The organism is Arthrobacter sp. H-02-3 (assembly GCF_003097355.1).
GTDB lineage: Bacteria > Actinomycetota > Actinomycetes > Actinomycetales > Micrococcaceae > Arthrobacter > Arthrobacter humicola.
The window spans coordinates 142,463-164,419 of sequence record NZ_PYUI01000001.1 but is presented as its reverse complement, the minus strand read 5'-3'; the positions used below and the strand labels follow the sequence as shown (position 1 = coordinate 164,419).

15 protein-coding genes are annotated in these 21,957 nt (G+C 67.7%); 10 read left to right on the top strand and 5 right to left on the bottom strand.

Going from position 1 to position 21,957, the window contains the following annotated elements; all coding sequences use genetic code 11:
• Window positions 1-86 precede the first annotated feature (86 nt).
• Window positions 87-1,244, top strand: coding sequence for a hypothetical protein (locus C9424_RS00740; protein ID WP_116765067.1), 1,158 nt, complete (start codon window positions 87-89; stop codon window positions 1,242-1,244).
• Between the two features lie 65 nt (window positions 1,245-1,309).
• Here C9424_RS00740 and C9424_RS00735 read toward each other — a convergent pair whose 3' ends face one another.
• Both C9424_RS00735 and coaA read right to left on the bottom strand, forming a co-directional pair.
• A complete protein-coding gene (locus C9424_RS00735; protein WP_237563229.1) occupies window positions 1,310-2,284 on the bottom strand; it encodes a M15 family metallopeptidase in 975 nt (324 codons plus the stop codon).
• A gap of 5 nt (window positions 2,285-2,289) precedes the next feature.
• On the bottom strand, window positions 2,290-3,255 hold the full coding sequence (coaA, locus tag C9424_RS00730) for a type I pantothenate kinase (RefSeq protein ID WP_091252054.1): 966 nt from the start codon (window positions 3,253-3,255) through the stop codon (window positions 2,290-2,292).
• Between the two features lie 167 nt (window positions 3,256-3,422).
• Between coaA and glmS the strand changes: the two genes are divergently transcribed.
• The 8 genes from glmS (at window position 3,423) to C9424_RS00690 (ending at window position 16,384) form a co-directional block, all read left to right on the top strand.
• Window positions 3,423-5,315, top strand: a complete 1,893-nt coding sequence (gene glmS, locus C9424_RS00725) for a glutamine--fructose-6-phosphate transaminase (isomerizing) (protein ID WP_116765066.1) — start codon at window positions 3,423-3,425, stop codon at window positions 5,313-5,315.
• A gap of 4 nt (window positions 5,316-5,319) precedes the next feature.
• Complete coding sequence (locus tag C9424_RS00720) at window positions 5,320-5,667, top strand: holo-ACP synthase (RefSeq protein ID WP_024366340.1); 348 nt, start codon at window positions 5,320-5,322, stop codon at window positions 5,665-5,667.
• A gap of 73 nt (window positions 5,668-5,740) precedes the next feature.
• Window positions 5,741-7,267 carry an NAD(P)H-hydrate epimerase gene (locus C9424_RS00715; RefSeq protein WP_116765065.1) on the top strand — a complete coding sequence of 509 codons (1,527 nt, stop codon included), beginning with the start codon at window positions 5,741-5,743 and terminating at the stop codon, window positions 7,265-7,267.
• 91 nt (window positions 7,268-7,358) lie between these two features.
• Window positions 7,359-9,818, top strand: a complete 2,460-nt coding sequence (gene glgX, locus C9424_RS00710) for a glycogen debranching protein GlgX (RefSeq protein ID WP_237563228.1) — start codon at window positions 7,359-7,361, stop codon at window positions 9,816-9,818.
• Complete coding sequence (gene treY / locus C9424_RS00705) at window positions 9,815-12,154, top strand: malto-oligosyltrehalose synthase (RefSeq protein ID WP_116765064.1); 2,340 nt, start codon at window positions 9,815-9,817, stop codon at window positions 12,152-12,154. Before glgX ends, treY begins: the two co-directional genes overlap by 4 nt.
• Window positions 12,155-12,231: 77 nt before the next feature.
• A complete protein-coding gene (gene treZ / locus C9424_RS00700; RefSeq protein ID WP_116765331.1) occupies window positions 12,232-14,058 on the top strand; it encodes a malto-oligosyltrehalose trehalohydrolase in 1,827 nt (608 codons plus the stop codon).
• A 15-nt stretch (window positions 14,059-14,073) separates the two neighbouring features.
• Complete coding sequence (gene mgrA / locus C9424_RS00695) at window positions 14,074-15,111, top strand: L-glyceraldehyde 3-phosphate reductase (RefSeq protein ID WP_116765063.1); 1,038 nt, start codon at window positions 14,074-14,076, stop codon at window positions 15,109-15,111.
• 187 nt (window positions 15,112-15,298) lie between these two features.
• Window positions 15,299-16,384: an inositol-3-phosphate synthase gene (locus C9424_RS00690; protein ID WP_116765062.1), complete on the top strand. Its 1,086-nt coding sequence runs from the start codon at window positions 15,299-15,301 to the stop codon at window positions 16,382-16,384.
• Between the two features lie 115 nt (window positions 16,385-16,499).
• Here C9424_RS00690 and C9424_RS00685 read toward each other — a convergent pair whose 3' ends face one another.
• Both C9424_RS00685 and mshA read right to left on the bottom strand, forming a co-directional pair.
• On the bottom strand, window positions 16,500-18,245 hold the full coding sequence (locus C9424_RS00685) for a formate--tetrahydrofolate ligase (protein WP_116765061.1): 1,746 nt from the start codon (window positions 18,243-18,245) through the stop codon (window positions 16,500-16,502).
• A 77-nt stretch (window positions 18,246-18,322) separates the two neighbouring features.
• Window positions 18,323-19,588 carry a D-inositol-3-phosphate glycosyltransferase gene (gene mshA / locus C9424_RS00680; protein WP_116765060.1) on the bottom strand — a complete coding sequence of 422 codons (1,266 nt, stop codon included), beginning with the start codon at window positions 19,586-19,588 and terminating at the stop codon, window positions 18,323-18,325.
• Between the two features lie 207 nt (window positions 19,589-19,795).
• Here mshA and C9424_RS00675 point away from each other — a divergent pair, with 207 nt between their 5' ends.
• Complete coding sequence (locus C9424_RS00675; RefSeq protein WP_116765059.1) at window positions 19,796-20,323, top strand: GNAT family N-acetyltransferase; 528 nt, start codon at window positions 19,796-19,798, stop codon at window positions 20,321-20,323.
• Window positions 20,324-20,404: 81 nt separating this feature from the next.
• Here C9424_RS00675 and C9424_RS00670 read toward each other — a convergent pair whose 3' ends face one another.
• The gene (locus C9424_RS00670) at window positions 20,405-21,850 is read right to left on the bottom strand and encodes a family 4 glycosyl hydrolase (RefSeq protein ID WP_116765058.1); all 1,446 of its coding nucleotides are present in this window, start codon (window positions 21,848-21,850) and stop codon (window positions 20,405-20,407) included.
• Between the last annotated feature and the right edge of the window lie 107 nt (window positions 21,851-21,957).

Genomic DNA, 21,957 nt, shown 5'->3' with positions numbered 1-21,957 from the left:
GGTTCCCAATGGGGAAAACACCCTTAGGATCAATTGGGTGACGTGTGTCAACTCTTACGGTACCTACAGGTTCATGGGGGCGCTCAATGGTTGATCACCCGGGCATCACCATCGACGACGTCAAGATCCGCAGGGTGAACACCGACGCACTGCTCACCCAGGGATTCCTCTGCAAGCCTGACGGCGGATCGAGCCAGCCAACAGCTGATGACATCGACGGCGCTATCGCCGGCGTCAGAATGCCGGAGCATCCCGATCAACGGTTCCATGCGGTTGAAGTGAGCAAGGGAACGGCAATCTATGTCTACCCGGTCATGGCGCCCAAGCACGCCGTGGAGATTGCGGACATGATCGCCGACGCGATTGCGCCCCTAGGCTTCACCGGCACCATCACGGCTTGTGCCGACCGCCCCGGCCCCAGACCACGCACGGATCGGTACGCCTACTGTGCCGCGATCTGCTCCGTCGACGCAGCCCTTGACAATAATGAGACCCCCCTCGCCTTCCGGTCTGTGAAGAAGAACCTGGACCGATGGGCCGTGGACAGTCCGGTATTCAAGGAGATCGTGGAGCGGATCGCCGGCTGGGCCGCGGCCAACGCGACCGCTCCGATCCTCGCCGGGCTCCACTTCACGATGACCCAGTGCGAGCCCCACCAGGTCGCCGGTCTGCTGACCCGCTGCTGCGAAGACATCGGAAGGGCGTATCTGCTGTTCCCCACTGCCAACGGGGACTGGTACGTCCGGTTCACCGGCGAGGGATGGATCCTCGCCGGCACCGAGATCAAGAAGGGCAAGGACGACGCCGGGGAGGCACTCACGCGGCTCCTAGCGGACCTGGCCCCGCTATATGACTACGCCCAGATGTCCAGGGTCATCTTTGGATTAGTGACGCCCAGGAGTGTGATGATCCAAATGGCAGCCCGCGGTCAGAAGGTGCCGGATACATATATCCGTCGTTCCCACACGATCCTGGTCCCCGGCCCCGGAGACATCGAACTCAGCGCTGACCACGGATTCGTGAGGAATTCTATTCCCGGGATATTCGCCGTGCAGGTCCTCGGACCCGCCCATCCGGACCTCCAGCCGGCCGACCGCTGGCGCGTCACACCACTCAACGCAGGCCGAAGAATGGCCACCGTCGACAACCTCGGCGACTGGTGGGCGGCCCCACATCAAACCCCTCCGGAAGATCTGCAGCTTCGACGCGAAGCCAACAAGGCTCTCCTATCCAAGTGGGCCTGATCTGATACGTCTGTGTCCTGCCCTTCAGGCTGTCGCATCCAGAGCTTTCACCCTCATGGGTACCCCTACAAGTATCCCGGGGCGGCTTCCAGACCGAAATACTCCTCCAAGGTGGCAATTCCACGGGTGGACATGTCCGTTGCCGCCGCGACGCCGATGTACCGCAGGTGCCAGGGCTCGTAGTAGTAGCCCGTGATTTCGTGGAACATCCACGGGTAGCGGACCACGAAGCCGAAGCGGTGGGCGTTGGCCTTGGCCCAGACCGCCGCCTGCTGCTCGGCAAAACAGGGCTGGAAGCTGCATGCCCCGCCGCCGTCGCCGATGTCGAAGGACCAGCCGGTCTGGTGTTCGGAGTAGCCCGGCCGCGCCGAAGCGGTGTCGGCTTCGGCCCGGCCCCGGGTGCGCACGTAGCTGCCGTATGTTGCCGTTTGCGTCCTGAACGAACGGTACCCGCTGGCCAGGGTGATAATGACGCCGTCGGCAGCCGCGGCAGCGAACATCTTCTCCGCCGCTGCCGCCGTCGTGCTATTCAGCAGTGCCGCCTCGCCGGAGGTGGCCAAGCGGACGGACGGCCGGATGAGGTCCGGCGGCACAAAGGTGGCGGGGAAGAGCGGCCGGTGCTTGTTGACGATTACCCACGGGCTGACGGGGTCCGTCAGTGAATGCTGCGGCCCCCGCGCTGAGGCCGACGGCGGTGCCTTCGACGGAGCTGCCTTCGACGGCGCTGCCGCCGGCGTCGGAGGCGTGGCCGCCGCCGTCGTGCTTTCCGGAAGGGTTGCCGCCGACGGCGGGTTTGGCGGTGGAGAGCTCGACGTCGCAGCTGTCGGCGAACCGGTGCGGACACCCGGGCTCAGCCCCGGCGACGGTGCCGGTATGCCGGCCGGTGCTGAAGCGGGCGCGGACGCCGGGGCCGGAGTGCAGGCGCTCAGGGCCGTGAGGCCGGTGCCTGCCATCAGGAGGCGGTTGAACGCGCGGCGGCTTGGCGAATCCGGTCCGGCTGACTGCCGTCCGATCGATTCGCCCCCACCGTCGTAGCACATGTGTGCTAGACCTTCCTCAGCAGCATCCGCCGGATGGAGTGGTCGGCATCCTTGGTCAGAACCAGTTGCGCCCGGCCCCGGGTCGGGAGGACATTTTCCTCGAGGTTCGGCTCGTTGATGCGCTTCCAGATCTCGCGCGCGGTCTGTTCGGCCTCGGCATCGGAGAGGGTGGCGTAGCGATGGAAGTAGGATTCCGGCTGCGCGAAGGCGGTGCTCCGCAGCTTGCGGAAGCGGTCCACGTACCACTCCTCGATATACGAGGTCTTGGCGTCGACGTAGATGGAGAAGTCGAAGAAATCGCTCAGAGCGAGGCCCTGCCGGCCGTCCTGCCGTGCCCGGGCCGGGGCCAGGACGTTCAGTCCCTCGACAATCAGGACGTCCGGCCGGCGGACCACCACTTCCTTGCCCGGGACAATGTCATAGGTCACGTGGGAGTACCACGGCGCCCGGACTTCCTCGGCGCCGCCCTTGATTTCGCTCACGAAACGCAGCAGGGCTCGGCGGTCGTACGACTCCGGGAAACCCTTGCGCTCCAGCAGCTGCCGGCGCTTGAGCTCAGCCAGGGGATAGAGGAACCCGTCCGTCGTGATGAGCTCCACGTTGGGGGTGCCCGGCCAGCGCCGGAGCATTTCCCGCAGCACGCGGGCGATGGTGGACTTGCCGACGGCCACCGAACCGGCAACACCGATCACGAACGGCGTGCGCTGGGTGGTCTCGCCAAGGAACGTTGTGGTGGCGGCGTGCAGTTGGCCGGCGGCCTCCACATACAGGTGCAGGAGCCTGGACAGCGGCAGGTAGACCTCGCGCACTTCCTTGATATCGAGGGGGTCCCCGAGGCCACGAAGGCGGACCACGTCCTCTTCATTAAGGGGCTGCTCCATCTGGGCAGCGAGCCGGGACCAGGTCTGCCGGTCCAGCTCCACGAACGGGGAGACACCTTCCCCGGTCGCTTCATTGCGTTGCAAAGTCACCCTAGAGATTCTGCCCCTCACGACGCCGAGAGCGAAATGGACGGGCCGGTGGGAGCCGGAACAGGCCCGCGCCGGCCCTGCCACGGCGCAGCACCGGCCCCGCGTCGAAGCGTCCGCACGGCCCTGTCCCACGTCCTCCCTCCCGGAAACCCGCTAGGCTTGACCCCATGTGTGGAATCGTTGGATATGTGGGCCACTCAGATGGCCGGGTAAATGCTGGACACAATGCCTTGGACGTTGTCCTTGAAGGATTGCGGCGCCTGGAGTACCGCGGCTACGACTCAGCGGGAATTGCAGTGGTTGCCGACGGCACCATTTCTTCCCGGAAGAAGTCGGGAAAGCTGAGCAACCTGATTGCCGAGCTCGAGACCAGCCCGTTGCCCGAATCGCTGACAGGCATCGGCCACACGCGCTGGGCAACGCACGGCGGCCCGACGGACCAGAACGCCCACCCGCACTTGTCCGACGGCGGCAAGCTGGCACTGATCCACAACGGCATCATCGAGAACTTCGCCGAACTCAAGCAGGAACTCCTCCGCAAGGGCGTCATCTTCCAGTCCGAGACCGACACCGAGGTGGCCGCCGCGCTGCTGGGCGACATCTACCGGAACCAGATCGGCGGTGACGCGGCCAAGGGCGGCCTCACCCGGGCCATGCAGCTCGCCTGCCAGCGGCTCGAAGGCGCCTTCACCCTCCTGGCCGTCCACGCCGACCAGCCGGACGTAGTGGTCGCAGCGCGCCGCAACTCTCCGCTCGTGGTGGGCCTGGGCGACGGCGAGAACTTCCTCGGCTCCGACGTCTCCGGCTTCATCGACTACACCCGGCGCGCCGTGGAACTCGGCCAGGACCAGATCGTCACGATCACCGCCGACTCCGTGGAGATCACGGACTTCTACGGCGCCCCCGCCGAAGGCAAGGAATACCACGTCAACTGGGACCCGGCCTCCGCAGAAAAGGGCGGCTTCCCGTCCTTCATGGAAAAGGAAATCCACGACCAGCCGGACGCCGTGCTGCAGACCCTGCTGGGCCGCTCCGACATCCACGGCCGGCTGACGCTCGACGAGCTCCGGGTTGACCCGGAACTGCTCAAGAACGTCAACAAGATCATCGTCCTGGCCTGCGGCACTTCCGCCTACGCCGGGCAGGTCGCGAAGTACGCGATCGAGCACTGGTGCCGGATCCCCACCGAGGTCGAACTCTCGCACGAATTCCGTTACCGGGATCCGATCGTGGACGAGAACACCCTGATTGTCTCCATCTCCCAGTCGGGCGAGACCATGGACACGCTCATGGCCGTCCGCTACGCCAAGGAACAGGGCGCCAAGACGGTCTCCATCTGCAACACCAACGGATCCACCATCCCGCGGGAATCCGACGCGGTGCTCTACACACACGCCGGACCGGAGATTGCCGTGGCCTCGACCAAGGCGTTCCTCGCCCAGATCACCGCCGCCTACCTGCTGGGCCTTTATTTGGCACAGCTGCGCGGTAACAAGTTCCAGGGCGAGATCAAGGACATCCTGGCCGACCTCGGCAAGATTCCGGCCAAGATCCAGCACATCCTGGACAACGAGGCCGAGATCAAGGAACTCGGCGAGTCCATGGCCGATGCCAAGTCCGTGCTGTTCCTGGGCCGCCATGTCGGCTTCCCGGTAGCGATGGAAGGTGCCCTGAAGCTCAAGGAGCTCGCCTACATCCACGCCGAGGGCTTTGCCGCCGGCGAGCTCAAGCACGGCCCGATCGCCCTGATCGAGGAAGGCCAGCCCGTCTTCGTGGTGGTCCCGTCCCCGCGCGGCCGCGACTCGCTGCACTCCAAGGTGGTCTCGAACATCCAGGAAGTCCGCGCCCGCGGTGCCCGGACCATCGTGATCGCGGAAGAAGGAGACGAGGCCGTCAAGGCGTATGCCGAGCACGTCTTCTACATCCCGGAGACCCCCACGCTTCTGGCACCGCTTCTCGCAACGGTTCCGCTGCAGATTTTCGCCCTCGCACTCGCCTCAGCCAAGGGATACGACGTGGACCAGCCGCGCAACCTGGCCAAGAGCGTGACCGTAGAATAACGCCATGATCGTTGGCATTGGCGTAGACGTCGTAGACATTGAGCGGTTCGGGCGGCAGCTCGAGCGCACCCCCGGGCTGCGCGACAGGCTGTTCGTCCCGGCCGAGCGGGAACTGAACACGCGGTCCCTCGCGGCACGGTTCGCCGCCAAAGAAGCCGTGGCCAAAGTGCTGGGGGCACCGGCCGGCATGAATTGGCAGGACTGCTGGATCGGGCTGGACCAGAACGGCCCCACGGTCCAGGTCAAAGGCACCGTGCTGGCCGTGGCGGAGTCGAAAGGCGTCAAGCGCTGGCACCTGTCGATGAGCCACGACGGCGGGATCGCCACCGCGACCGTAATCGCGGAAGGCTGAGCCGGCCGCCCGGGCAGCACCAGCCTGAGCGCCAGGCATTCCCCAGCGACCGCACCGCGAACGGACTGAAACCATGATCAGCGCCTACACCGGAACACAGGTACGAGAAGCCGAGAAACCATTTCTCGACGACGCCCTGGGCCCCGGTGCGGGCGCTGTTCTCATGCAGCGGGCCGCCTACGGGGTCGCCAACGCCGTCATCAGCGCATTGCGCGGCCGCGGTCAGCGGCTGTATGGCTCCAGGGTGGCCGTGCTGGCGGGCAAGGGCAATAACGGCGGCGACGGGCTCTTCGCCGCCGCCCTGCTGGCCGGCCGCGGCATGCGGACGACGGCGGTGCTCACCGCCGGCGACGCCCACGACGCGGGGCTGGCCGCCTTCCGGAAGGCCGGCGGATACGCCGTGACCCTCACCGGGGATAACGTGGCCGAACTCGCCGCGGTCGCCGGCGGCGCCGACGTCGTGATCGACGCAATCCTCGGGACCGGCGCCCAGGGCGGGCTGCGCGGCGCGGCCGCCGGGCTGATCGAGACCCTGGGCCACTTCCGGCCGGACCTCGTAGTGGCCTGCGACATCCCCAGCGGCGTCGACGCAGACACCGGAGAGGCGCACGCGCCGGTCCTGGCCGCCGATCTGACGGTCACATTCGGTGCCGCCAAGGCCGGCCTGCTCGCGGACCCCGGTGCCGACTTCGCCGGCCGCGTGCAGGTGATTCCGATCGGAATCGAAGGAGCGCTGCCATGGCCGGCCCTGCGACGGCTTGAGGCCCGAGACCTTTCCGCTCTCCTCCCGCGCCCGGAGCGGCGGGCCCACAAGTACTCCAGGGGAGTGCTGGGAGTGGTCGCAGGCTCAAGCGCCTACCCCGGCGCCGCCGTGCTCGCCTGCAAGGGCGCCCTGGCTGCCGGCGTCGGCATGGTGCGCTACCTTGGGCCGCCGGACGTCGCCGACCTCGTCCGGCAATCCTGCCCCGAGGTCGTGTGCAGCGTCGGCGCCGTGGCCGACACCCACGTTCAGGCCTGGCTCGTTGGCTCCGGACTGGATGACTCCGATGAACAGCAGCTCCAGCGCGCCCGCGACGCCGCAGACTCGGGCCTGCCGACGATCGCCGACGCCGGCGCGTTGCCCGCCCTGCCTGAAGTGCTGGCCCCGCAAGTGATCCTCACACCCCACGCCGGCGAACTGTCCGCATTGCTTGAGCGCCTCGGGGTTTCCTTGGACCGTTCCGCGGTAGAAGCATCCACGCTCAGCGCGGTGCGGCGGGCTGCGGGGCTGACCGAAGCCACGGTGCTGCTCAAAGGCGCCACGACCCTTGTTGCCTCCCCATTCCAGGACTTCTTCAGCCAGGCGGAAGCCACCCCGTGGATGGCCACGGCCGGCAGCGGGGACGTCCTGGCGGGAATTATCGGCGGGCTGCTTGCCCAGGTGGGTGCCGACGTCGGGCGCTTCGGTGACCATGGCATCGATCCTGACGCCAGATGGGCCGCGGTCGCGGCGATGGCGGCCAGCATCCACGGCCGCGCCGGCGTCCGGGCCTCCGGCGGGGGACCGGTAACGGCCAGCGGCATTGCCGATGCGGCGCGGGAGGTGATGCGGGAGCTGTAACAATCGGGCGCGTTCAGTGCGCCCGGACAAATACTAATCCTACTTACAAGTAGTCTGTCTAGAGAATATTCGTCACGCACGAGGAGTACACATGGAAGTCTGGCCCGGAACGGCTTACCCGCTGGGAGCCACTTTTGACGGCACTGGCACCAACTTTGCCCTTTTCAGCGAGCGCGCCGAGCGCGTGGAACTGTGCCTCCTGGCTGACGACCTGAGCGAAACCCGGATCGAACTGACCGAAGTGGACGGCTACGTGTGGCACTGCTACCTGCCGCAAGTCCAGCCCGGACAGAAGTACGGCTACCGGGTGTACGGAGAATACGATCCTGACAAAGGCAACCGGTTCAACCCCAGCAAGCTGCTGATGGACCCGTACGCCAAGGCCATCCAGGGCCAGATCGACTGGGACCCGGCGCTCTTTTCCTATAACTTCGGTGACCCCATGTCCCGCAATGACACCGATTCGGCTCCGCACACCATGCACGGTGTCGTCATCAACCCGTTCTTTGACTGGGACGGAGACCGCCAGCTGCGCATCCCGTACCACGAATCGGTCATCTACGAAGCCCACGTCAAGGGCCTGACCGAGCTGCATCCGGAGGTCCCGGAGGAGCAGCGCGGCACCTATGCCGGCGTGTCCCATCCCGCCGTGATCGAGCACCTCAAGAAGCTCGGGATCACTGCGGTCGAGCTCATGCCCGTGCACCAGTTCGTCAATGACGGCACCCTCGTGGAGAAGGGCCTCACCAACTACTGGGGCTACAACACCATTGGTTTCTTCGCCCCGCAGAACACCTACAGCTCCTCCGGCGACGTCGGACATCAGGTCCAGGAGTTCAAGGCGATGGTCCGGGACCTGCACAAGGCCGGCATCGAGGTGATCCTGGATGTGGTCTACAACCACACGGCAGAAGGCAACCACCTCGGCCCCACGCTGTCCTTCAAGGGCATCGACAACGCCGCCTACTACCGGCTGGTGGACGGCGACCTGAAGCACTACATGGACTACACCGGCACCGGAAACTCGCTCAACGTCCGGCACCCGCACTCCCTGCAGCTGCTCATGGACTCCCTGCGCTACTGGGTCACGGAAATGCACGTGGACGGGTTCCGCTTCGACCTCGCGTCCACCCTGGCCCGCGAGTTCTACGACGTCGACAAGCTCTCCACCTTCTTCGAACTGATCCAGCAGGATCCGATCGTTTCCCAGGTCAAACTGATCGCCGAACCGTGGGACGTGGGGCCCGGTGGCTACCAGGTGGGCAACTTCCCGCCGCAGTGGACCGAATGGAACGGCAAATATCGCGACACCGTCCGTGACTTCTGGCGCGGGGAACCGGCCACGCTCGGCGAGTTCGCCTCGCGGCTGACCGGTTCGGCCGACCTCTACGAGAGCTCTGCCCGGCGCCCGGTGGCTTCCATCAACTTCGTCACCGCCCACGACGGGTTCACCATGCGTGACCTCGTGTCCTACAACGAGAAGCGCAACGACGCCAACGGTGAAGGCAACAACGACGGCGAATCGCACAACCGCTCCTGGAACTGCGGCGCGGAAGGCGAGACCGAGGACGACGCCGTACTGACCTTGCGCGCCCGCCAGCAGCGGAACTTCATTGCGACCCTCCTGCTGTCGCAGGGCGTTCCGATGATCCTGCACGGCGACGAGCTGGGCCGCACCCAGCAGGGCAACAACAACACCTACTGCCAGGACTCGGAACTGAGCTGGGTGCACTGGGATGACATGGACCAGCCGCTAGTGGAGTTCACCGCCGTGGTCAACAAGATCCGCCGCGACCACCCGATCTTCCGGCGCAGCCGCTTCTTCGACGGCCGCCCCGTCCGCCGCGGCGAGGGCGAGAAGCTGCCGGATATTGTCTGGCTCAACACCGACGGCAAGGAAATGCTGCCGGAGGACTGGGACAGCGGCTTCGGCCGGACCATCGGTGTGTTCTACAACGGCCACGGCATCCAGGAGCAGGACTCCCGCGGACGCCGGATCACCGATGACAGTTTCCTTCTGGCGTTCAACGCCCATGACGACCACGTCGACTTCCTGCTCCCGGCCGAGGAGTACTCGCCGTTCTGGGACGTCGTGGTGGACACCGCCGACCAGGCAGACACGGACCAGCCGCTCAAGGCCGGGTCCGCCCTGAAGCTGGCGGCGAAGTCCCTCGTGGTCCTGCGCGCCTACTCGGGCCCGGAAGTTGAGGTGGACTACTCCGCCGCGGCATCCCTGGCCGCCCGGGCCGAGGCCCCCGCGGAAGCGGCTCCGGCTGCACCCGCTGCTGCCCAGGTTCCGGCTCCGGAGGTTCCGGCGGCGCCTGCTGCTCCCGAGGCTCCGGCCGAGGAGGTCGTGGTCGCGCCCGAGCCTGAGGCCTCGCAGGCTGATCCGACGCCTGAGCCGGACCCGGCGCCCGAGCAGGATCCCGCTCCGGCCGATCCCGCACCGGCCAAGGCGGCTCCGGCCAAACGCGGCTCGTCCAAGGCGGCCGCGAACCCCAAGGCGGCCCCCGCCAAGAAGCCGCGGTCCAGGAAGGGCCCTGCCTCATGAGGACGCCCGTCTCGACGTACCGGCTCCAGATCCGTCCCGGCTTTACCCTGCAGGACGCCGCGCTGACCGTTCCATACCTGAAGTCCCTGGGCGTGGACTGGATTTATCTTTCGCCGATCCTGACGGCCGAAAAAGGTTCGGACCACGGCTACGACGTCACGGATCCTTCCGCCATCGATCCGGATCGGGGCGGCGCGGCCGGCCTGCTGGCGGCCTCCGCAGCGGCCCGGGAAGCCGGCATGGGCGTGCTCGTGGACATCGTGCCCAACCATGTCGGCGTCGCGACCCCGGCCCAAAACCCGTGGTGGTGGTCCCTCCTGAAGGAAGGGCAGCAGTCCCGCTACGCCCAGGCGTTCGACGTCGACTGGGACTTTGGCGGCGGCCGGGTCCGGATCCCCGTGCTTGGGGAGGACTCGGACGTGGACGCGCTGGAGATCCGTGACGGTGAACTGCGCTACTACGACCACCGCTTCCCGCTCGCCGAGGGCACGTTTACCGCAGGTGACTCCACTGCCGATGACCCCCGGGAGGTCCACGACCGGCAGCACTACGAGCTGATCGGCTGGCGCCGGGCGGACAAGGACTTGAACTACCGCAGGTTCTTTGCCGTCAACAGTCTGGCCGGGATCCGGGTGGAGCTCCCCGAGGTCTTCGATGAAGCCCACGCTGAAGTTGTGCGCTGGGTCCGGGAGGGACTCGTTGACGGGCTGCGGATCGACCACCCGGACGGCCTCGCCGACCCGGAAGGCTACCTGCACCGGCTGCGCAAGGCCACTGACGGCAGCTACCTCCTGATCGAGAAGATCCTGGAACCGGGCGAGGTGCTGCCGGCCGGCTTCGAGTGCGAGGGCACCACCGGTTACGACGCCCTCGCGGACGTGGACCGGGTGTTCGTCGACCCCGCCGGCCAGGGGGTGCTCGACGCGCTCGACGCCGAACTGCGCAGCGGGCAGGCTGCCGACTACGACGACATGATCCGCGGCACCAAGCGCAGGATCACCGACGGGATCCTGCACTCGGAAATGCTCCGGCTGGCGCGGCTGGTTCCGGCTGCTGCAGGGCTGGCCCAGGATGCCGCGGCGGATGCTCTGTCCGAGATCATCGCGGCGTTCCCTGTCTACCGCAGCTACCTGCCCGAAGGGGCCGACGTGCTCCGGGACGCCTGCGAGCTGGCTGTCCGGCGCCGCCCGGACCTCGGGGACGCCGTCGGAATCCTCCTTCCGCTGCTGCTGGAGGCCGGCCCTGAACCCGACGCCGAGCTCGGCCTCCGCTTCCAGCAGACCTCCGGCATGGTCATGGCCAAGGGAGTGGAAGACACAGCGTTCTTCCGCTACACCCGGCTGGGAACCCTGACCGAAGTGGGCGCCGACCCCACGGAATTCGCCGTTGCCCCGGAGGAGTTCCACACCCGGATGGCCCGCCGCCAGGCCGAGCTCCCGCTGTCCATGACGACGCTCAGCACCCACGACACCAAGCGCAGCGAGGATACCCGCGCCCGGATCTCGGTCCTGGCGGAACTGGCGCCAGAGTGGCGGGACTCCCTGAAGCGGCTGCAGAAGCTGGCGCCCCTGCCGGACGGGCCCCTGGCCAACCTGCTGTGGCAGGCCGTCGCAGGGGTATGGCCCGCGGACCGCGACCGTTTGCAGTCCTACGCGCAAAAAGCCGCCCGCGAAGCCGGGAACTCGACCAACTGGATCGATCCGGACGAGGCGTTCGAAGCGAAGCTGGCCGCCGCCGTCGACGCCGCGTTCGACACCCCGGAGGTGACGGCTGAGCTGGAGTCCCTCGTGGCGCTGCTGGCGCCGTACGGTGCCGTCAATTCGCTGGGCGCCAAACTCGTCCAGCTCACCATGCCCGGGGTGCCGGACGTCTACCAGGGCACCGAGTTTTGGGACCGGTCGCTGACGGATCCGGACAACCGGCGGCCGTTCGATTTCGGTGAGCGCCGGCGTGCCCTCGCCGCCCTCGACGCCGGTGACCGGCCGGCGTCGTTCCTGGACGACGCGGCGAAACTCCTCGTCACCTCCCGGGCCCTGCGCCTGCGGCGGGACCGGCCGGAGCTGTTCACCGGGTACGTGCCGGTCACGGCCACCGGCGCCGCAGCAGCGCACCTGCTCGCCTTTGACCGCGGAACCGCCTCAACCCCGGGTGCCCTCACGCTTGCCACCCGGCTGCCCCGCGGACTTGAGCAGCGAGGCGGATGGCAGGACACGTCCGTCCGGTTCGCCGCCGCCATGACCGACGAACTGACCGGCAGGACCTTCGGCCCGGGCCCCGTAGCGGTGGGGGAGATCCTGCGGGACTACCCTGTAGCTCTGCTGGTGCCGGCGTCCTGACGTATTCCTGCGACGGTATTCCTGAAAACGATCTTCCCGAAAAGCTGATTCCCCGGACAGCGGAACGGAGCATGACGATGACCTTGCCTGCACACGGAAGCGCGCGCTTCGACCTCTGGGCGCCGGAAGCGGGCACGGTGACGCTGCTTGCCGATGGTCGGGAGTACCCCATGACCCGGCGGCCCGGCGGCGGCACTGACAGCGGCGGCGGCACTGCCGGTGACGGGTGGTGGACCGTCCCCGGGGCGCCCGCCTCCGGGGACGTGGACTACGGGTACCTACTGGACGGGGACTCCATTCCGCTGCCGGACCCGCGCTCCCGCCGCCAGCCGGCGGGCGTGCACGCACTGTCGCGAACGTTTGACGCCGGCCATCACCAATGGGCGGACGGCCAGTGGGCGGGACGGGAGCTCAAGGGCTCCGTCATCTACGAACTCCACGTGGGCACCTTCACCCCGGAAGGAACGCTGGACGCCGCGGCAGGAAGGCTGCAGTACCTGGCGGAGCTGGGCATCGACTTCGTGGAACTCCTGCCGGTCAACGGGTTCAACGGCACCCACAACTGGGGCTATGACGGCGTCCAGTGGTACGCCGTGCACGAAGGCTACGGCGGACCCGCGGCGTACCAGCGCTTCGTGGACGCCGCCCACGCCGCCGGCCTTGGCGTTATCCAGGACGTGGTCTACAACCACCTCGGACCCAGCGGAAACTACCTCCCGCGGTTCGGGCCCTACCTGAAGTCGGGGGAGGGCAACACGTGGGGCGACTCCGTCAACCTGGACGGCCCGGAGTCCGACGAGGTGCGCCGCTACATCCTGGACAACGCCGCCATGTGGCTGCGCGACTACCATGTGGACGGCCTGCGGCTGGACGCCGTGCACGCCTTCAAGGACGAGCGCGCCGTGCACCTCCTGGAGGACTTCGGCGCCCTCGCGGACGCCGTCTCGGCGGAGACGGGCCGCCCGGCCACCATGATCGCGGAATCGGACCTGAACAACCCGCGCCTGCTCTATCCGCGGGACGTCAACGGCTACGGGCTGGCCGGGCAGTGGAGCGACGACTTCCACCACGCCGTCCACGTCAACGTCAGCGGCGAAACCATTGGCTACTACGAGGACTTCGACTCGCTGGGCGCGCTCGCCAAGGTCCTGGAACGCGGGTTCTTCCACGACGGCAGTTTCTCCAGCTTCCGCGGCCGGCACCACGGACGGCCCATCAACCCGGCCCTGGTCCACCCCGCTGCGCTGGTGGTGTGCAGCCAGAACCACGACCAGATCGGGAACCGGGCCACCGGGGACCGGCTGTCCCAGACCCTGGGCTACGGGCAGCTCGCGCTCGCCGCCGTCGCCACCTTGACGTCGCCTTTCACGCCCATGCTCTTCATGGGCGAGGAATACGGGGCCAGCACCCCGTGGCAGTTCTTCACCTCCCACCCGGAACCGGAACTGGGCAAGGCGACGGCCGAAGGCCGGATCAGGGAGTTCGAGCGCATGGGGTGGGACCCCGCCGTCGTGCCCGATCCGCAGGATCCGGAAACCTTCACCCGGTCCAAGCTCAACTGGGCCGAGGCCTCCGAGGGGGACCATGCCCGGCTCCTGGAGCTGTACCGGGCGCTGATCGCGCTGCGCCGCACGACGCCGGACCTGACGGAGCCCGGGTTCCAGGACACCGTCACCGAAGTCAGCGAGGAAGAGGGCTGGCTGCTGTTCCGGCGCGGCGGCACCGAGGTGGCGATGAACTTCTCCGGCGAGGCGCGGCGCGTCCCGGTCAGCGGGGGCGCCATCGCCTTGGCCACCGACGACGGCGTGCGGCTGGATCCGGGTACCGACCCCACTACGGGCGGGGAGCCGGCCGCCGGACGCCTCCACCTCCCCGGCCACAGCGCCGCGATCCTTACAAACTAGGGCAGGATATGACGTATGACTTATTTGGCAGCTGATACCCGCTACGACTCCATGCCTTACCGCCGCGTGGGGCGCAGCGGCCTGAAACTTCCGGCCATCTCCCTGGGCTTGTGGCACAACTTCGGCGATGACAAGCCGTTCGAGATCCAGCGCGCCATCCTGCGCCGCGCCTTCGATCTCGGCGTCACCCACTTCGACCTCGCCAACAACTACGGGCCGCCCTATGGCAGCGCCGAGACCAACTTCGGCCGGCACTTCAAGGACGATTTCGCCCCGTACCGGGACGAACTGATCATCTCGAGCAAGGCCGGCTACGACATGTGGCCCGGCCCCTACGGCAACTTCGGCTCCCGCAAGTACCTGCTGGCCAGCCTGGACCAGTCGCTGGGCCGGATGGGCCTGGACTACGTGGACATTTTCTACAGCCACCGCCCGGACCCGGAGACGCCGATGGAGGAGACCATGGGCGCCCTGGACCAGGCCGTGCGCTCCGGCAGGGCGCTCTACGCCGGCATTTCCTCCTACACCCCGGAACAGACCCTAGAGGCAGCCCGGATCCTGAAGGAGCTCGGCACGCCGCTGCTGATCCACCAGCCCAGCTACTCCATGCTGAACCGCTGGACCGAGAACGGCAGCCCCAACCTCTTCGAGGCGCTGGAGCAGGTGGGCGCCGGATCCATCGCGTTCTCGCCGCTGGCCCAGGGCATGCTCACCGACCGCTACCTCACGGGCATCCCGGCCGACTCCCGTGCCGCCCAGGACAAGTCCCTGGACGAATCCATGATCACCACGGACAAGCTGGACCGCGTGCGCGGCCTCAACAGGATCGCCGAGGGCCGCGGGCAGACACTCGCGCAGATGGCCATCGCCTGGATCCTGCGGGAACAGGGCAACGGATCGTCCGTCACGTCCGCACTCGTTGGCGCGTCCAGCGTCCGGCAGCTCGAGGACACCCTGGCCGCGATCAACAACCTGGAGTTCACGGCCGATGAGCTGGACGCGATCGATGAGTTCGCCGTCGAATCCGACATCAACCTGTGGGCCCAGAAGTAGCACGGCCCGTCACTTAATCAAGCGGACCAGTCAGCTCCGCCGAGGCCGCGGGAACAACCGCGGTCCCGGCGGTGTTGATTAGACTACTAAGGGCGCCTTACGGCGCCGTGTCCGCCTGCCGCCCGCACAACTGATGCAGTACAACAGAGTGCGGCCGCGCCGGTCACCCTTTCCTCAAAGGAGTTCCGTGTCTTCACATCCGATTCGTGTTGCAATCGTCGGCGTAGGTAACTGCGCCACTTCGCTGGTCCAGGGCGTCCAGTACTACAAGGACGCCGACCCCAAGGCCACAGTTCCCGGCCTCATGCACGTGCAGTTCGGCCAGTACCACGTGGGCGACGTGGAGTTCGTCGCCGCATTCGACGTCGACGGCAAGAAGGTCGGCCAGGACCTGTCCGCCGCCATCCTGGCCAGCGAAAACAACACCATCAAGATCGCCGACGTCCCGCCGACCGGTGTCACCGTCCAGCGCGGCCCGACCCTGGACGGCCTCGGCAAGTATTACCTCGAGACCATCGAGCAGTCCCCGGAGGAGCCGGTCGACGTCGTCCAGGCCCTCAAGGACGCCAAAGTTGACGTCATGGTCTGCTACCTCCCGGTCGGCTCCCAGCAGGCCGCCGAATTCTACGCCCAGTGCGCCATCGACGCCGGCGTGGCGTTCGTCAACGCCCTGCCCGTGTTCATTGCAGGCACCAAGGAGTGGGCGGACAAGTTCACTGCCGCCGGCGTGCCGATCGTGGGCGATGACATCAAGAGCCAGATCGGCGCCACCATCACGCACCGCGTCATGGCCAAACTGTTCGAGGACCGCGGCGTCACGCTGGACCGCACGTACCAGCTGAACGTCGGCGGCAACATGGACTTCAAGAACATGCTGGAGCGCGACCGCCTCGAGTCCAAGAAGATCTCCAAGACCCAGGCCGTCACCTCCAATGTCGAGGCTGAGCTCGCCGCCAAGGACGTCCACATCGGCCCGTCGGACTACGTCCAGTGGCTCGATGACCGCAAGTGGGCTTTCGTCCGCCTCGAGGGCCGCAACTTCGGTGACGCCCCGGTGTCCCTGGAATACAAGCTCGAAGTCTGGGACTCGCCCAACTCCGCCGGCGTGATCATCGACGCCATCCGCGCCGCCAAGATCGGCCTGGACCGCGGCATCGGCGGCCCGCTGGTCTCGGCGTCGAGCTACTTCATGAAGTCCCCGCCGGAGCAGTTCAACGATGACCTCGCCCGTGAAAAGGTCGAGGCCTTCATCCGCGGCGACCTGGAGCGCTAACCCCTCCCGCACCTCCCCTTCCCCCGTTGCCCTATCACTTATGGCCCTTAAAACCCCGGTTTAGCAGCCATAAGTGATAGGGCAACAGGCGTTTAACGGGCGGATGAGGGGTGGGTTAGAAGAGGCCGACGGGGTTGCCGGCGTCGTCGACGTCCATCCGCATCGCTGCCGGGACCTTGGGCAGGCCCGGCATGGTCATCACCGCGCCGGTGAGGGCCACGATGAAGCCGGCACCGGTCTTGGGGATGAGGTCCCGGACGTGGACGGTGAAGCCTTTGGGGGCGCCGAGCCGGGTGGCGTCGTCGGTGAAGGAGTACTGCGTCTTGGCCATGCACACGGGCATCCCGGACCAGCCGTTCTTCTCGATCTCGGCCAGCCGTTTGAGCGCCGGCACCGAGAAGTCAACGCCGTCGGCCCCGTAAACCTCCTGCACGATGGTCCGGATCTTGTCCTCGACGGACATGTCCAGCGGGTACAGGTGCCGGAAGGCGTGCGGGGCGTCCAGCGCGGCCGCCACCTTCGCCGCGAGCTCATCCCCGCCGTCGCCGCCTCCGCCACGGCCCCAGACATCGGCCACCGCGGCCTGGACGCCCTCCGCGGCGCACCACTCGATCAGCCAGTCCAGCTCCTCGGCGGTGTCCGTGGCGAATTTGTTGACCGCCACGACCGGCACGATGCCGAACTTCTCCACGTTGCGGATGTGGCGCTGGAGATTGGCGACGCCGGCGGCCAGCGCCTCCACGTTGGGCTCCTTGAGCCGGTCCTTCGCCACGCCGCCGTGCATCTTGAGCGCCCGGACGGTCGCCACGAGGACGACGGCGGACGGGGCGACGTCGGCCATCCGTGCCTTGATGTCCATGTACTTCTCGGCACCGAGGTCCGCGCCGAAACCGGCCTCGGTGACCACGATGTCCGCCAGGCTGCGGGCCGTCTGGGTGGCGATCAGGGAGTTGCAGCCGTGGGCGATGTTGGCGAAGGGTCCGCCGTGCACGAGTGCCGGTGTGCCGGCGATGGTCTGCACGAGGTTGGGCTTGATCGCGTCCTTGAGCAGCATGGTCAGGGCGCCTTGGACACCGAGATCGGCCACGGTGACGGGCTGGCGGTCGTAGGTGTACCCGAAGGTGATCCGGCCCAGCCGCTCGCGCAGATCGTTGAGGTCCGTGGCCAGGCAGAACACCGCCATGATCTCCGAGGCCACCGTGATGTCAAAGCCGTCCTGCCGCGGGATGCCCTGGGCCGGCCCGCCGAGGCCGATCACCACTTCGCGCAGGGAGCGGTCGTTCATGTCCAGGACCCGCTTGAACGTCATCCGCCGCGGGTCGATGTTGAGTTCGTTGCCCTGGAAGATGTGGTTATCCACGAGGGCCATGAGGGCGTTGTTGGCCGAGGTGATGGCGTGGAAGTCACCCGTGAAATGCAGGTTGATCTGGTCCATCGGCAGCACCTGGGAGTAGCCGCCGCCCGTGGCGCCGCCTTTCATGCCAAGGATGGGCCCGAGCGAGGGTTCGCGCAGGGCGATCATCACTTTGTGCCCGGCCCGGGCCAGGGAATCGGCGAGCCCGACGGTGGTGGTGGATTTGCCCTCGCCGGCCGGGGTGGGGGACATCGCCGAGACGAGCACGACTTTTCCAGGGGTACGTGCGGGGGTACGCAACTGAGTTCCAGCGGTTCCAGGGGCAGCGCCCGCTGCGACGTTTAGCTTCGAAGGGTCGATCTTGGCCTTATAGGGTCCATAGAGCTCCAGGGCCTCGGGGTTGATTCCGGCAGCCGCCGCGATCTCCCCGATGGGCTTCATGACGGCCCGCTGGGCAATTTCCAGATCGCTGGGCACGTTGTTCCCGGCAGTGGTGGTCTCAGACATCGTTGTCCTTCGGCTCGTGGCGTCGGCGGGTGTCCCGGCCCGGTGTTGCCGGCCCGGGTTCGGCGGAGGGGTCCGGTTCAGGGTGTGTGGCCCACCGGGATGGTCAGGGTACCAAAATACTGGCTCACTGCGGTGTGGTAGCTCTCCAGCGTAATCGCGGCGGTGCGCTGCCAGCCGAAATCCTGCGCATGGATCGCGGCGGCGCGCCCCATGTCGGTGCGCGTCTGCGGGTCGTCATAGAGAGCTTCAAGGGCATCCGCCCAGTCGCTGGCTTTGTGGCCCTCGACCAGCATCCCCGTGCGCCCGTCCTGCACGGCGCGGGACAGGCCGCCCACTTTCGTGGCAAGCACCGGTGTCCCGCAGGCCTGCGCCTCCAGCGCCACCAGGCCGAAGGATTCGCTGTAGGAAGGCATCACCACGACGTCGGCAGACCGGTACCAGCCGGCCAGCTCCGGTGCGTTGACCGGCGGGTGGTGGGTGGCGACGTCGTCCATTCCGGCGGCGCTGATCAGCGCTTTGAGATTGAAGTCCTTCGCGCCGCTGACGGCCCCCAGGATGGTCAGCTGCAGGTCGATGTCGGGGCGCCGGGACCGCAGGAGGGCGGCCGCCTTGATCAGGACCTGCGGCCCTTTGAGCCGCTGGATTCGTCCCGCGAACAGGAGATGGAATTTGCCCGGGGCCACGCCATGCCCGGCCCTGTCGCGGTTCCGGAACGCCGGCGTGAAGACGGCCAGGTCTACGCCCGGCGGCGCGACGTCGATGCGGTCGATGTCCGCGTTGTAGTGCGAGACCAGCTCCGCGGCTTCGGTGCCGGTATTGGCGATCAGCCGGGCGGCGCCGTCGACAATCTGCTGCTCGCCGTCCTCCCGCCGTCGCGGTTCTGGCTGTTCGCCGGACTCGAGGAGCTGGTTCTTGACCTTGGCCATGGTGTGCATGGTGTGGACGAGGGGGAGCCGCCACAATTCCGCGAGCTCGAGACCGGCCACACCGGAGACCCAGTAGTGGGAATGGACGACGTCGTACCGGCCGTGCGGCTGCAGGTGCCGGATGCGGTCGATCTCGGCGACCATGCTGTGCAGCAGTTCCGGGAGTTCCTCCTTGGGCAGCTTCCGCGGCGGCCCGGCCAGGACGTTGTGGACGCAGACGCCGGGGGAGGGATGTTCGACGGCGGGTTGCCCGGCTGCGGTGGACCGCGTGAAGATCTCCACCTCCACGCCGGTCTCGGCAAGGGCCGCGGCCAGCGCCCGGACGTACACGTTCATGCCACCGGCATCACCCGAGCCGGGCTGCTCCATGGGTGAGGTGTGCAGGGAAAGGAAAGCGACGCGGCGGATCAGCGACACGGTTCCCCTTTCCTCTACAGATTTCTCTCTGCCAAATGCATGTCGATAAAACATTACTCCTGAAGTGGCGGCGGGTTCACAGCTCGTTTTGCGGCCCGGTTTCACAGCTCCTTTCGCGGGCCCGGTCAGGGGACGGTTCCGGGTTCCGTTCACCGTCCGGTTCACTGCCCGGTCCCCAAGTCACGGCCTCCTGCTAACGTGGCGGCTGTGAGCGCAACCACAGAACACGATGCTGCAGGCAGCTGGACAATCCGGGAGGCCCGACCGGAGGACTGGCCGGGCATCTGGGCGATCCTGGAGCCCGTCATCCGGGCCGGGGAGACCTTCACCTGGGACCGGGACACCACCGAGGACGAAGCCCGCGGGCGCTGGTTCAAGCAGGCGCCGGGGCAGACGTTCGTCGCGGTCGCCTCCGACACCAGCGCCATCCTGGGCACCGGCGAACTGCACCCCAACCAGGGCGGCGGCGGCAGCCATGTGGCCAACGCGGGCTACATGGTCCATCCCGGCTCTGCCGGCCGCGGACTGGCCCGGGCCCTCTGCGCCTACTCGCTCGGCGCCGCACGCGACGCCGGCTTCCGGGCAATGCAGTTCAACGCGGTCGTGGAAAGCAATGTCCGGGCCGTCGCCGCCTGGAAGTCCATGGGCTTCGAGGTGCTCGCCACCATTCCCGAGGCCTTCAACCACCCGAAACTGGGCTATGTGGGACTCCACGTGATGTATCGGAAGCTCTAGGCGGGCTGGCCGTAGAAACCGGGCTGAACGGTCGTGCCCGGCTGCCGGGCTGCCAGCGGGTCTTCACTTACGGTGCGGCCGTCACGGCCCGCGGTGCCACAGGCGGCCCAGCTCCGGGAAGGCGGCCTCGTACGCGGCGAGCAGTTTGCCGGCGAGGACCTCCGAATCCACGAGCGGATGGCTGGCGAACGCGGCGAGGGCTGACTCCCGGCGGCCGGTCGTCGTCGCCTCCACCACGAGCCGTTCGACGTCCTTGACCCGCCGCATCAACGCCAGCTGCTCCGGTCCCGGAAGATCCTGCGGAACCGGTACAGCGCCGTCGGGGGTCACCGTGCAGGGAACCTCGACGACGGCGTCCGCCGGCAGCCCCGGCACGGCCGGCACTGCGGACCCGGCCGCGCGGCCGGCGGCGGGGCTGTCCGGGGCCGGCCCAGCGACAGTGTTGACTGCGGTGTCGGCCTGGAGGGTGTTGACCGTGTTGAGGATCAGCTGGGCCTCGCCGCCCCCGGACAAGGCGCGCATGGCCGCCAGGGCCACCCGCTCGTAGCCGCCGCCGGCGAGGTCGGTCTCGTCACGGCGTTCGCCCCCGGTGCGGGATTCCGCGAGATAGCCCTCTTCGCGTGACCGGCGGGCGGCCTCCCAGAGCGCAAAGGCCCCGGGCCCGGCGGCTGCGAGACGGGGGTAGAGCTCGGCCTGCTGCCGGGCGATTGATTCCCCCCGGGTCAGGGCCGCGCCGCGCATGCCGGCCACTGCGCGTTCGGTGTCGTAGTAGTAGAAGAGGTACTCATTCGGCAGGCAGCCAAGGCCCCCAAGAAGCCCGGGCGCGAACAGCCGACCCTCTTCGAACTCCGCCAGCGCGGCCGGGTTCGCCAGGAGTTCCGGGAGCACATCGCGGCCCCCCGACTCCAGCCGGCACAGCCAGCCGAGGTGGTTCAGGCCGTAGTAGCCCACGCCGTCGAGCCTGCCCTCGGACAGCGTGACTCCGGCAGCCCGGGCGGCGCGGTGCACCAGGCCGCCGGCGGAATCGCAAATCCCGATCACCCTGTGCCCGAGTACCGGGACCAGGGCCTCGGTGACCATGCCGGCGGGATTGGTGAAGTTCAGCAGCCAGGCCCCGGGGCAGCGGTTCCGCATTTCCTCCGCGAGCTTCAGCATGGGCGGAATGGACCGCAGGGCATAGGAAATGCCGCCCGCACCGGTGGTTTCCTGGCCCAGGATGCCCAGGTCCAGGGCGATCCGCTCATCGGCAGTCCGCCCGGCCGTGCCGCCTGGCCGAATCGCGGCGAAGACCATGTCGGCGCCGTCGAGGGCTCCGGCGAGCGACGATGCGGTACGGACCTGCGGCCCGGAACCGGACGGACCCTGCTGTGCAAGGGAGGCCAGAACCGCTTCGATGGCGGCCAGCCGGCCGGCGTCGACGTCGTAAAGCACCAGCTCCCGCACCAGCCCCGCAAAGGGGCCGGCAGAGAGCGCCCGGTAGACCAGGGGGACGCGGAACCCGCCCCCGCCGGCGATCGTGAGCCGCATGCGGACAGTCTATTCTCCGCGCTATTCTTCGCACGTCCCGGCGCGGCCGGTGTGGGCCAGTGCCGGCGGGTGTGGCGCGGGCCGGGGGCGCCACTGAGGTGCTGGAC